Here is a 12,009-nt window from a genome sequence, read left to right on the forward strand (position 1 = left end):
CCTCCGTCCGCCGGCGTTCTTGAGCAACTGCCCCCTCACAGCGGTGGTTCCAGGCGTGCGATCGCCCGCAGTGCGCGCGGGGTGAACCGGGCCATGAAGTGGGCGCCCCGGGCCTCCGGAGTGACCGGCACGACCGCCTCGTTGCGCACGACCGCCCGCAGGATCGCGTCGGCGACCTTCTCCGGCGGGTAGTTGCGCAGGCCGTACAGTCGGGCCGCCTTCTTCTGGCGCCGCTTCTCCTCCTCGGCGTCCGCGCCGGCGAAGCGTGCCGTCGAGGTGATGCCGGTGTTGACGAAGCCCGGGCAGATCGCACTCACCCCGATTCCCCGGCCCGCGAGTTCCGCGCGCAGGCACTCGCTGAGCATCAGTACGGCCGCCTTGGAGGTGCTGTAGGCGGGCAGTGCCTTGGACGGCTGGTACGCGGCCGCCGACGCGGTGTTGACGATGTGGCCGCCCTGTCCGCGCTCGGCCATCTGCCTGCCGAAGAGCCGGCAGCCGTGGATCACACCCCACAGATTGACGTCGAGGACCTTCTTCCAGTCCTCCGGGCTGGTGTCGAAGAAGGAGCCGGACAGGCCGATCCCGGCGTTGTTCACCAGGACGTCCACCACTCCGTACTCGGTGGCGACCTTCTCGGCGAGCTTCTCCATGGCGTGTTCGTCGGAGACGTCGGCCGTCTCCGCCCAGGCCTCCGGGGCGCCGACCAGACGGGACAGCTCGGCGGTGCGGGCGGCGGCCTCGGCGTCCCGGTCGACGGCCACCACGCGTGCTCCGGCCTCTGCGAAGGCGAACGCCGTGGCCCGCCCGATGCCGCTGCCGGCGCCGGTGACCAGGACGAGCTGCCCGCCGAAGCGCTCGGCGTACCGGCCGGTCGCCGGCAGCTTGCTCTTTCCTCCCTCGGTGGCCGTCACGAACTCGGTGATCCAGGCGGCCAGTTGGTCCGGTCGGGTGCGCGGTATCCAGTGCTTGGCCGGGAGTGCGCGGCGGGTCAACTGCGGGACCCACAGCTCCAGTTCGTCGTAGAGCTTCTCCGACAGGAACGCGTCGCCCAGGGGTGTGATGAGCTGCACGGGCGCGTGCGCGTAGGCGTCCGCGCGGGGCCTGCGCAGTCTGGCGCGGACGTTGTCCCGGTACAGCCAGGCGCCGTGCGCCGCGTCGGTGGGGAGGGAGGAGGTCGGGTAGTCGCCGCCGGGTACCTTCTCGAAGCGCTCCAGGATGCGCGGCCAGAGCTTGCCGAGCGGGCCGCGCCAGGCGAGCTCGGGCAGTACGGGCGTATGCAGCAGATACACGTACCAGGACTTGGCGCTCTGGCCGAGGAGCTGGCCGACACGGCGCGGGGTGGGCTTCTTGAGGCGCTTGTTGATCCAGTGCCCGAAGTGGTCGAGGGACGGGCCGGACATCGAGGTGAAGGACGCGATGCGGCCCTCGGTGCGCTTGACGGTGACGAACTCCCAGGACTGCACCGAGCCCCAGTCGTGCCCGACCACGTGCACCGGCCGGTCCGGGCTGACGGTGTCGATCACTGCCAGGAAGTCGTCCGTGAGCTTCTCCAGGGTGAAGCCGCCGCGCAGCGGCTGCGGTGCCGTCGACCGGCCGTGTCCGCGGACGTCGTAGAGGACGACATGGAAGCGCTCGGCGAGCCGCGGGGCGACCTCGGACCACACTTCCTTGCTGTCGGGGTATCCGTGCACGAGGACCACCGTCGGCTGCCCGGAGTCCCCGAGCTCCGCCACGCACAGCTCCACGCCGCCGGTCCTCACCCGGCGCTCCCGTGCGCCCTTCAGCGCCGACTGGGAAAAGCCCGTCACTTGTCCTCCACCCAGCGCCGCACGTGCGGCAGATCGTCGTCCAGCCAGAAGGCGCTCTGCTCGGGGTCCCTGGAGTCGGTGACGACCATGATCTCCTCGAACTTCGCGCCCGTACCCCGGAAGCCGAGATGGGGTTCGACCGCCCACAGGCCCGGCCGCGGTGGGTGGTCGGAGAAGCGGTAGGGCGACCACAGCGGGGACCAGCCGTCGCGGTGGCCGTGCAGCGCGTCGGAGGCGAGCCCCTTCAGGGACTGTGTGCCGAACCCGAACAGATGTGGTGACCAGCGGCGCTGCTTCACGCGGTCGACCTTGTGCGCGATCACGCCGAAGGGATAGGCGCGGTGCCGGTTGGCATAGCCCTGGCGGACCATGAGGCGGTCCACGTCCTCGTAGACCGCCCGCAGCGGGCGCCGTTCGCGCACCTCGCGCAGGATCAGCTCGCGGTGCGCCTCCAGGTCGGCCATGAGCTTGTCCTGTACGGGGTTGATCCCGAGGGAGCCCGAGTAGCCGATGTCGGCCGTGTAACCGTCGTACACGGGGGCCATGTCCAGGATGAACGGCATCCCGGGCTCGAGCCGCCGGTCGGTCGGGAAGAACTGGAGCGGGATGCGGAAGTTCACGAACGCCGTGCGGTCCCCGAACCAGGCGAAGGGCAGATGGAACCAGTCCCGCACGCCCCGCTCGCGCAGCCAGGCGCGCTGCATGCGGGCCGCCTCGCGCTCGGTCACCCCGGGCTGGAGCTGTGCGGCGACCGCCTCCGCGCACTCGTAGGCGAGGCGTTGCACTTGCCTGAACCCGCGCAGCTGCGCGGAGAGTTCACCTGTCACTGCCGTCGTCATGCCACCGCCACCTCGTCCACGCCGACTGCGGTACGTGCCCGTAACTTGACACTGGTGAATGTGACAGTTGTTAGAGGCTGCGTCAATAGGAGAGGGCCGGGCTGTGGATAACTCTGCGTAGCTCTCAGGTAGGGGAATCCCCTACGGACCCGTACGCCTGGAGTCTGATGCCAGGACAGCTCTGCGGTCTGACGACCGGCGTGGTCGGCGTCACTATCGTCTAAGCCGTGACTGTGATCGCGACCGAAAGCCTGAGCAAGCGGTTCCCCCGGGTGACCGCGCTTGACCGGCTCTCCGTCGACGTCGGGCCCGGGGTGACCGGACTCGTCGGAGCGAACGGAGCCGGCAAGTCCACACTGATCAAGATCCTCCTGGGTCTGTCCCCCGCCTCCGAGGGCCGCGCCGAAGTGCTCGGGCTCGACGTCGCGACCAAGGGTGGCGACATCCGTGAGCGGGTCGGCTACATGCCGGAGCACGACTGCCTGCCGCCGGACGTCTCGGCCACCGAGTTCGTCGTCCACATGGCGCGCATGTCCGGGCTGCCACCGACGGCCGCGCGCGAGCGCACCGCGGACACGCTGCGCCATGTCGGTCTGTACGAGGAGCGCTACCGCCCCATCGGCGGCTACTCGACCGGTATGAAGCAGCGCGTCAAGCTCGCGCAGGCGCTGGTCCACGACCCCCAGCTGGTCTTCCTGGACGAGCCGACCAACGGCCTCGACCCGGTCGGCCGTGACGAGATGCTCGGCCTGATCCGCCGTATCCACACCGACTTCGGCATCTCGGTGCTGGTCACCTCGCACCTGCTGGGCGAGCTCGAGCGCACCTGCGACCACGTGGTGATCATCGACGGCGGCAAGCTCCTGCGCTCCAGCTCCACCACGGACTTCACGCAGACCACGACCACCCTCGCGATCGAGGTCACCGACAGCGACGAACACCCGGACGGCACGCGCGTGGTGCGCGAGATGCTGCACGCGCGCGGGGTGGACGTCGCCGACGGCAGCGACGGCCTGCCGGGTGCCGGGCACATCCTGCTGCTCACGGCGCAGGGCGATCAGACGTACGACCTCGTACGCGACGTCGTGGCGGACCTCGGCCTCGGCCTGGTGCGCATGGAGCAGCGCAGGCACCACATCGCGGAGGTCTTCAAGAGCGAGGAAGAGCAGCGGAAGGAGGCGGTCGGCCATGGCAGTTGAGCACCCTTCGGCGGCTGCGCCGGGTGACCAGACCCGCATCCACAACATCGGCTACCGCAGCTACGACGGCCCCCGCCTCGGCCGCTCCTACGCCACCCGCTCCCTGTACTCGCAGTCCCTGCGCGGCGCCTACGGCCTCGGCCGTTCGATCAAGTCCAAGGTGCTGCCGATGCTGCTGTTCGCGGTGATGTGCGTGCCGGCGGCCATCATGGTGGCCGTCGCCGTCGCCACCAAGGCGCACGCACTGCCGGTCGAGTACACGCGCTACGCGATCATCATGCAGTCCGTCATCTGCCTGTACGTCGCCTCCCAGGCACCCCAGTCCGTCTCGCGCGACCTGCGCTTCAAGACCGTACCGCTGTACTTCTCGCGGCCGATCGAGACCGGCGACTACGTGCGCGCGAAGTACGCGGCGCTGGCCTCGGCGATGTTCATCCTGACCGCGGCCCCGCTGATCGTGCTCTATGTGGGCGCGCTGCTGGCCAAGCTCGACTTCGCCGACCAGACCAAGGGATTCGCCGAGGGACTGGTATCCGTGGCACTGCTCTCGCTGCTCTTCGCCGGCATCGGCCTGGTCATCGCGTCGGTCACCCCGCGCCGCGGCTTCGGCATCGCGGCCGTGATCGCCGTCCTGATCGTCTCCTACGGCGCCGTCTCGACCCTGCAGGCGATCGCCGACGCACAGGGCAGCACGAGCGCGATCCCATGGATCGGTCTCTTCTCACCGGTCACGCTCATCGACGGCGTGCAGTCCGCCTTCCTCGGCGCGACCCCGGCCCTCCCGGGAGGCCACGGCCCCTCGACCGGTCAGGGCGTGGTGTACGTCCTGCTCACCCTGGGCCTGATCGCCGCCAGCTACGGCCTGCTGATGCGCCGCTACAAGAAGGTGGGACTGTGACCACGCTCCAGATCGACCATGTCTCCCGCTGGTTCGGCAACGTGGTCGCCGTCAACGACATCACCATGACGATCGGCCCCGGCGTCACCGGCCTGCTCGGCCCGAACGGCGCCGGAAAGTCCACCCTCATCAACATGATGGCCGGCTTCTTGGCCCCCTCCACCGGCACCGTCACCCTCGACGGCCGGCAGGTGTGGCGCAACGAGTCGATCTACCAGCACATCGGCATCGTCCCCGAACGCGAGGCGATGTACGACTTCCTCACCGGACGCGAATTCGTCGTCGCCAACGCCGAGTTGCACGGTCTCGGCGCCAAGGCCGCCCAGAAGGCGCTGGCCACGGTCGAGATGGAGTACGCGCAGGACCGCAAGATCTCCACGTACTCCAAGGGCATGCGCCAGCGCGTGAAGATGGCGAGCGCCCTGGTCCACGACCCTTCGCTGCTCCTGCTGGACGAGCCCTTCAACGGCATGGACCCGCGCCAGCGCATGCAGCTCATGGACCTGCTGCGACGCATGGGCAACGAGGGCCGCACGGTGTTGTTCTCGTCGCACATCCTCGAAGAGGTCGAGCAGCTCGCCTGGCACATCGAGGTCGTCGTCGCCGGACGGCACGCGGCCAGCGGTGACTTCCGCAAGATCCGCCGCCTGATGACCGATCGCCCGCACCGCTACCTGGTGCGTTCCAGCGACGACCGCGCGCTTGCGGCCGCACTGATCGCCGACCCGTCGACATCGGGCATCGAAGTCGACCTCGCCGAGGGCGCGTTGCGCATCCAGGCCGTCGACTTCGGCCGGTTCACGGCGCTGCTGCCCAGGGTCGCCCGCGACCACGGCATCCGGCTGCTCACGGTCTCGCCGTCCGACGAGTCCCTCGAGTCCGTCTTCTCGTACCTGGTCGCGGCGTAGGAGGCCGAAAGATGTACGACCCCACAGTCGCCCGGCTCACCTACCGGGCCCTGCTCGGCCGTCGCCGGGCCCTCATCCTGGGCGCACTGCCCCTGCTGCTGATCGCGATCTCCATCGTCGTACGCGCCCTCACCGGCGCCGACGACCAGACGGCCTCCGACCTGCTGGGCAAGCTCGCGCTCGCCACGATGGTGCCGATCATCGGTGTCATCGCCGGCACGGGCGCGATCGGACCGGAGATCGACGACGGCTCGGTGGTGTACCTGCTGTCCAAGCCCCTGAAGCGGCCGACGATCATCTTCACCAAGCTGATCGTTGCGATCGCGGTGACGATGGTGTTCTCCGCACTGCCCACTCTCATCGCCGGCTTCATCCTCAACGGCAACGGGCAGCAGATCGCCGTCGCCTACACGGTCGCCGCGCTGGTCTCCTCCATCGCCTACGCGGCCCTGTTCCTGCTGCTGGGCACGGTGTCCCGGCACGCGGTGGTCTTCGGGCTCGTGTACGCGCTCGTGTGGGAAGCCCTGTTCGGCTCCCTGGTGCCCGGCGCGCGCACGCTGAGCGTCCAGCAGTGGTCGCTGGCCGTCGCCCACAAGGTCGCCGGCGGCGACCTGGTCACCTCCGACGTCAGCCTGACCACGGCCACGGTCTTCCTGGTCGCGGTGACCGTCCTCGCCACCTGGTACGCCGGTCAGAAGCTGCGCACCCTGAAGCTCGCCGGTGAGGAGTGACAAGCCCTGACCTTGACGGGGACTTCACCTCTGTCCGGGCAGACTGGGCAAATGGGGATGTACGACTGACGCACCTGGGGATGCACGACTGAGAGGAACGGGAATGGCAGACGACTGGGACGAACTGCTCCTGGACGAGGACTTCATACGGGGCGCCGAGACCTCCGAGCCGTCTGCCCGGGCCCGCATGCTCGCCGCCCGCTGGCGCGACGAGGAGCCCGAGCCGCAGCCCTGGCGCTCCGAGGAGCCGCCCGCGGGCTGGTTCTTCAGCAAGGCGCGCCGGCGCAAGTGGCGGCGGCGCTGATCCTCGTACGGCCGGTGTCCGGCCGTTTTATTCAGTGGCGTCCAACTCGTCCGACAGGCACAGTGGTTGTGTCCACGCCGCCGGACGCCAGCTCTTTCGAATGCTGCTCCGGCGCCACGTTCTGGGAGAGGAGCCGGGCGATGTCCATGCACGACAGTACGTCCAGCTCCCGACAGGGCAGCCCGCGGCGGGTTCCGGTGTAGTTACCCCACCGTCGAACCCGCTCCGCACGGGGAGCTGCCCGGGGTGGCCGCTTCGAGCACGCGATGTCGCTCTCGCGTGGGCCACCCACCCGGAGGATTGGCCGAGTGGTAAGGCACTGGCTTGCGCTGTGTTCGATCAGAAGCGAGTCAAGGTCGGGGATCACCCCGCGCACGTTCGATCCGTGCATCCTCCGCAAGAAGCCGAAGAACTAGCCCAGCAACCGCTCCAGCACCACCGCGACCCCGTCCTCCTGGTTGGAGGACGTCACCTCGTCCGCCACCGCCCTCAGCTCCTCGTGGGCGTTGGCCATCGCCACTCCCCGTGCCGCCCAGCCGAACATCGGGATGTCGTTGGGCATGTCGCCGAAGGCGATCGTGTCCGCAGCCTTGATGCCCAGGCGACGGGCCGCCAGCGAGAGCCCCGTCGCCTTGGACAGACCCAGCGGCAGCAGCTCCACGATGCCCTCACCCGCCATCGCGACCGTGACGAAGCCGCCCGCGGCCTCGCGCGCAGCCTCGGCGAGCTCGTCGTCGGACAGCTCCGGGTGCTGTATGTAGATCTTGTTCAACGGGGCCGACCAGAGGTCGGACGCATCCGTGAACGGCGTCACGGGAAGCTCGCCGGTGAGCGCGTATCCCGGCCCCACCAGCACGTCGCCGTCCAGGCCGTCGCGGCTCGCCGCCAGGTGCAGCGGGCCGACCTCCGCCTCGATCTTGGCCAGGGCCACGCCCGCCAGCTGCCGGTCCAGGGTCACCGACGTCAGCAGACGGTGCTTCCCGGCGTCGTACACCTGTGCGCCCTGACCGCAGACCGCGAGGCCCTCGTAGCCGAGGTCGTCGAGGATGTGCCGGGTCCAGGGGACTGCGCGGCCGGTGACGACGATATGGGCGGCGCCCGCCTCGGTGACCGAGGCGAGCGCGTCACGGGTGCGCTGCGAGACCGACTCGTCGGAACGCAGGAGCGTTCCGTCGAGGTCGGTCGCGATGAGTCTGTAGGGGAACCCCGGGGTTGCGGACGCGTCGCTCACTTGGCGACCGGCTCCAGGACCTCCCGGCCGCCCAGGAACGGGCGCAGCACCGGCGGCACATACACCGAGCCGTCGGCCTGCTGGTGGTTCTCCAGGATCGCCACGATCGTGCGCGGTACGGCGCACAGCGTGCCGTTGAGCGTCGCGAGCGGCTTGACCTGCTTGCCGTCACGGACGCGGATCGACAGGCGGCGGGACTGGAACTCGGTGCAGTCCGAGGTCGAGGTCAGCTCGCGGTACTTGCCCTGCGTGGGGATCCACGCCTCGCAGTCGAACTTGCGGGCCGCCGAGGAGCCCAGGTCGGCCGAGGCGACGTCGATGACGCGGAACGGCAGCTCCAGCGAGGTCAGCCACTGCTTCTCCCACTGCAGCAGACGCTGGTGCTCGGCCTCCGAGTCCTCCGGGGCGACGTACGAGAACATCTCGACCTTGTCGAACTGGTGGACGCGGAAGATGCCCCGGGTGTCCTTGCCGTGCGAGCCGGCCTCACGGCGGAAGCAGGGCGAGAAGCCCGCGTAACGCAGGGGCAGGCGGTCGGCGTCGAGGATCTCGTCCATGTGGTACGCGGCGAGGGGGACCTCGGAGGTGCCGACCAGGTAGAGGTCGTCCTTGTCGAGGTGGTAGACGTCCTGGGCCGCCTGGCCGAGGAAGCCCGTGCCCGCCATCGACTGCGGGCGTACCAGGGCGGGCGTCAGCATCGGCGTGAAGCCGGCCGCGGTGGCCTGCGTGATCGCCGCGTTGACCAGCGCGAGCTCGAGCAGGGCGCCGACACCCGTCAGGAAGTAGAAGCGCGAGCCGGAGACCTTCGCGCCGCGCTCCACGTCGATCGCGCCGAGGAGCGTGCCGAGCTCCAGGTGGTCCTTGGGCTCGAAGCCCTCGGCGCCGAAGTCGCGGATCGTGCCGTGCGTCTCGAGGGTGACGAAGTCCTCCTCGCCGCCGACGGGGACGTCGGGGTGGACGAGGTTGCCGAGCTGGAGGAGCAGCTCCTGCGTCTCGGTGTCGGCGGCGTCGCGCTCGGCGTCGGCGGCCTTGACGTCGGCGGCGAGCTGGCTCGCCTTCTTCAGCAGCTCCGCCTTCTCGTCCGCGGAGGCCTTGGGGATGAGCTTGCCGAGCTGCTTCTGCTCGGCGCGCAGCTCGTCGAAGCGGACGCCGGACGACCTGCGCCGCTCGTCGGCAGACAGGAGAGCGTCGACGAGCGCGACGTCCTCTCCACGGGCGCGCTGGGACGCGCGCACACGGTCGGGGTCCTCACGGAGCAGGCGAAGGTCAATCACGCGGTCAAGGCTACCGGTGCCGGGATACGGCCCACGACTCACCATTCCCAACAGTCGTCAATTGTGGCTTACGTTCAGTTATGAGCGAATTGCCCGCAGTGTCAACAAAAGGCGTCTCACTCCCTGGAACGGGGCAGGCGGTTGGCGCCTGGTTGACCCGATTCCCTTGTGAGGAGCGGGACTTGGGGTTTGGTTGTCCACAGCGATCCACACCCCCGAAGAAAGTTATCCACAGGCTGTGCGGGGGGTCTGTGGATTTCGGAATTGATCACTCTGAAACCGGTGAGTCACGCCGAGGAATCGTGCCCCAGACCCCGATTTACCACCACTTTCGAGTGGAAAGCGGTCGCCTCAAAGGATTACCTAAAGGAAACAGGTGGACGAACGGTGACATGCGAGTCGGTGGACACGAGACGGCTCCGCAGGCGGATTTGTCGACAGACTCATGGTTCCGTGTCGACTTGTCCCCAGGTCGAGAACCCAGCCTGTGGATAACTTCTGTGGACAACGAAAATCTGCAGGTAGGACCGGCCGACCAGACCGGTCTAGAAGCGGCCGTCCTGGCAGCGCGCGACCCAGTCCGACGCTGCGAGGAACTCCTCGTCCGAGGTCCCCCGGCGCGGTGCGCGCACGTCCTCGACGCCGATGTCCGCACGCGGGTACGAGCCCAGGAAACGCACCTCCAGGCAGATCCGCTTGAGCCCCATCATGGCCTCGGCCACCCGGCGGTCGGAGATGTGGCCCTCGGCATCGATGCAGAAGCAGTAGTTGCCGATGCCGGCACCGGTGGGCCGGGACTGCAGCAGCATCAGGTTGATGCCGCGGGTGGCGAACTCGCCCAGCAGGTCGCGCAGACCACCGGGATGGTCGTCGCGCTGCCACAGCACGACGGACGTCTTGTCCGCGCCGGTGGGGGCCGCCGGCCGGGCGGGCCGGCCGACCAGCACGAACCGGGTCTGTGCGTTCTCGGCGTCGTGGATCCCGGTCTCCAGGGCCTCCAGGCCGTACCGGGCGGCCGCGAACTCGCCCGCGAAGGCGGCGTCGTACTGGCCCTCCTGGACCAGACGGGCGGCGTCCGCGTTCGAGGCGGCGGATTCCCAGTGGGCGTCCGGGAGATTGTTCTTCAGCCAGTTGCGCACCTGCGGCTGGGCGGCCGGGTGGGCGGAGACCGTCTTGATGTCGGAGAGCTTCGTGCCCGGCCTGACCAGCAGCGCGAAGGTGATCGACAGCAGCACCTCGCGGTAGATCATCAGCGGGGCGCCCGCGACCAGCTCGTCGAGGGTGGTGGTGATGCCGCCCTCGACGGAGTTCTCGATCGGCACGAAGGCGGCCTCGGCCTCGCCGGCGCGGACCGCGTCCAGCGCGGACTGCACCGACACGTATGGGATCAGTTCCCGGGTGGCCGCTTCGGGAAGGGTGCGCAGGGCGACTTCGGTGAAGGTGCCCTCGGGGCCGAGATACGCGTAGCTCGCTGGCATGACCTCACCCTAATGGGCCTTACGCACACGCGGCTCACCCCTCCAGCAGCCGCTGCCCCACGTACTCGCCCTGTGCCGCTCCGCCCGGTACCGCGAACAGGCCGCTCGCCTCGTGGCGGATGTACTTCGACAGGGCGTCGCCGCGGTCGAGCTTGCGCTGGATGGTGACGAAGCCGCGCAGCGGGTCGGCCTGCCAGCAGACGAAGAGGAGACCGGCGTCGGGGACGCCGTTCGCGTCGAAGCCGTCGTGGTACGAGAACGGGCGGCGCAGGATGGCTGCTCCGCCGTTCTGGTCGGGGCGGGAGATACGGGCGTGGGCGTTCCCGGGGACGACGTAGTTCCCCTGCGCGTCCGTCTTCTCCAGGTCCATCGCGGTTGTCTCGGTGCCCCCGGACAGGGGGGCTCCGTCGGACTTGCGGCGCCCGATGACGTTCTCCTGGTCCTTGAGGGGGAGCTTCTCCCAGTCGTCGAGGAGCATGCGGATGCGGCGTACGACGGCGTAGGAGCCGTTCGCCATCCACGCGGGGTCGTTGGAGCCCGAGGACGGCACGAAGATCCGCTTGTCGAAGTCGGTCTCGGTCGGCTTGGGATTGCGGGTGCCGTCCAGCTGGCCCATGAGGTTGCGGGCCGTCATGGGCTGGGCGGTGGCTCCCGGAGTGCGGTTGAAGCCGTTCATCTGCCAGCGGATACGGGCCGCGCCGCCCGCGTCCTTCTGGATGGCCCGCAGGGCGTGGAAGGCGACCAGGGCGTCGTCGGCGCCGATCTGCACCCACAGGTCGCCGTTGCTGCGGGCCTTGTCGAGCTGGTCGGAGGAGAAGTCGGGCAGGGGGTCGAGAGAGACCGGGCGCTGCTTCTCCAGGCAGGTGCGGGAGAAGAAGCTGTGGCCGAAGCCGAAGGTGATCGTCAGGGACGACGGGCCCGCGTCCCGCGCGACATCTGTGTCGTCGCTCGCCGCCGCCTCACCCGCCATCAGCCGCTCGGCCGTCGCCGACCAGCGGCGCAGCAGTGCGGCAGCCTCCTTGCGGCCCGCGCCTGCCGTCAGGTCGAAGGCGACGAGATGGCCTCGGGCCTGGAGGCCCTCGGTGATGCCGGGCTGGTGTTTCACGTGGAACATCACCCGATTGGAGCCGATTGAGCTGAGCGGGGTGGCCGTGGAGGGTGCGGCGGCATACCCGACGGCTCCGCCGGCCGCGCCGAGCGCGAGCCCGGTGGCGCCGGCGGTGCCGAGCAGCTTCCGTCGCGAAATGCCGTCTCCGGGGAGCGCGGAAACGCTCTCCTCCGGAGCCGCGTCGCGAGCTGCGTCGGGAGTGCGGGCCTCCCGAATGGACTTGTCAGCCAT

Annotated in this window: 11 protein-coding genes and 1 tRNA gene; 6 read left to right on the plus strand and 6 right to left on the minus strand. The window is 69.3% G+C overall.

All coding sequences use genetic code 11. The features are described from left to right. Window positions 1-35 precede the first annotated feature (35 nt). Together AB0N07_RS12090 and AB0N07_RS12095 are read right to left on the minus strand one after the other, a co-directional pair. Window positions 36-1,808, minus strand: a complete 1,773-nt coding sequence (locus AB0N07_RS12090) for an SDR family oxidoreductase (RefSeq protein WP_365834127.1) — start codon at window positions 1,806-1,808, stop codon at window positions 36-38. Then, the gene (locus AB0N07_RS12095) at window positions 1,805-2,647 is read right to left on the minus strand and encodes a M24 family metallopeptidase (RefSeq protein WP_365834128.1); all 843 of its coding nucleotides are present in this window, start codon (window positions 2,645-2,647) and stop codon (window positions 1,805-1,807) included. Before AB0N07_RS12095 ends, AB0N07_RS12090 begins: the two co-directional genes overlap by 4 nt. A 233-nt stretch (window positions 2,648-2,880) precedes the next feature. Here AB0N07_RS12095 and AB0N07_RS12100 point away from each other — a divergent pair, with 233 nt between their 5' ends. The 6 genes from AB0N07_RS12100 (at window position 2,881) to AB0N07_RS12125 (ending at window position 7,084) form a co-directional block, all read left to right on the plus strand. After that, a complete protein-coding gene (locus AB0N07_RS12100; RefSeq protein ID WP_365834166.1) occupies window positions 2,881-3,846 on the plus strand; it encodes an ABC transporter ATP-binding protein in 966 nt (321 codons plus the stop codon). After that, window positions 3,836-4,744, plus strand: a complete 909-nt coding sequence (locus tag AB0N07_RS12105) for an ABC transporter permease subunit (protein ID WP_365834129.1) — start codon at window positions 3,836-3,838, stop codon at window positions 4,742-4,744. Before AB0N07_RS12100 ends, AB0N07_RS12105 begins: the two co-directional genes overlap by 11 nt. Then, a complete protein-coding gene (locus AB0N07_RS12110; RefSeq protein ID WP_365834130.1) occupies window positions 4,741-5,652 on the plus strand; it encodes an ABC transporter ATP-binding protein in 912 nt (303 codons plus the stop codon). Before AB0N07_RS12105 ends, AB0N07_RS12110 begins: the two co-directional genes overlap by 4 nt. An 11-nt stretch (window positions 5,653-5,663) precedes the next feature. Then, window positions 5,664-6,383, plus strand: coding sequence for an ABC transporter permease (locus AB0N07_RS12115; protein ID WP_365834131.1), 720 nt, complete (start codon window positions 5,664-5,666; stop codon window positions 6,381-6,383). A 103-nt stretch (window positions 6,384-6,486) separates the two neighbouring features. Continuing rightward, window positions 6,487-6,687 carry a hypothetical protein gene (locus AB0N07_RS12120; RefSeq protein ID WP_365834132.1) on the plus strand — a complete coding sequence of 67 codons (201 nt, stop codon included), beginning with the start codon at window positions 6,487-6,489 and terminating at the stop codon, window positions 6,685-6,687. A 294-nt stretch (window positions 6,688-6,981) separates the two neighbouring features. After that, a tRNA-OTHER gene (locus AB0N07_RS12125) sits at window positions 6,982-7,084 on the plus strand. A gap of 15 nt (window positions 7,085-7,099) precedes the next feature. On the opposite strand, the gene AB0N07_RS12130 is transcribed toward AB0N07_RS12125, so the two are convergent. The 4 genes from AB0N07_RS12130 to efeB form a co-directional block, all read right to left on the minus strand. Beyond that, entirely contained in the window at window positions 7,100-7,918 is an 819-nt protein-coding gene (locus AB0N07_RS12130; protein ID WP_365834133.1) for an HAD family hydrolase, read from the minus strand. Next, window positions 7,915-9,192, minus strand: coding sequence for a serine--tRNA ligase (gene serS / locus AB0N07_RS12135; RefSeq protein ID WP_365834134.1), 1,278 nt, complete (start codon window positions 9,190-9,192; stop codon window positions 7,915-7,917). Before serS ends, AB0N07_RS12130 begins: the two co-directional genes overlap by 4 nt. Before the next feature lie 545 nt (window positions 9,193-9,737). Beyond that, entirely contained in the window at window positions 9,738-10,670 is a 933-nt protein-coding gene (pheA, locus tag AB0N07_RS12140) for a prephenate dehydratase (protein WP_365834135.1), read from the minus strand. A 34-nt stretch (window positions 10,671-10,704) separates the two neighbouring features. Further along, entirely contained in the window at window positions 10,705-12,009 is a 1,305-nt protein-coding gene (gene efeB, locus AB0N07_RS12145; RefSeq protein ID WP_365834136.1) for an iron uptake transporter deferrochelatase/peroxidase subunit, read from the minus strand.

The organism is Streptomyces sp. NPDC051172 (assembly GCF_040682555.1).
GTDB lineage: Bacteria > Actinomycetota > Actinomycetes > Streptomycetales > Streptomycetaceae > Streptomyces.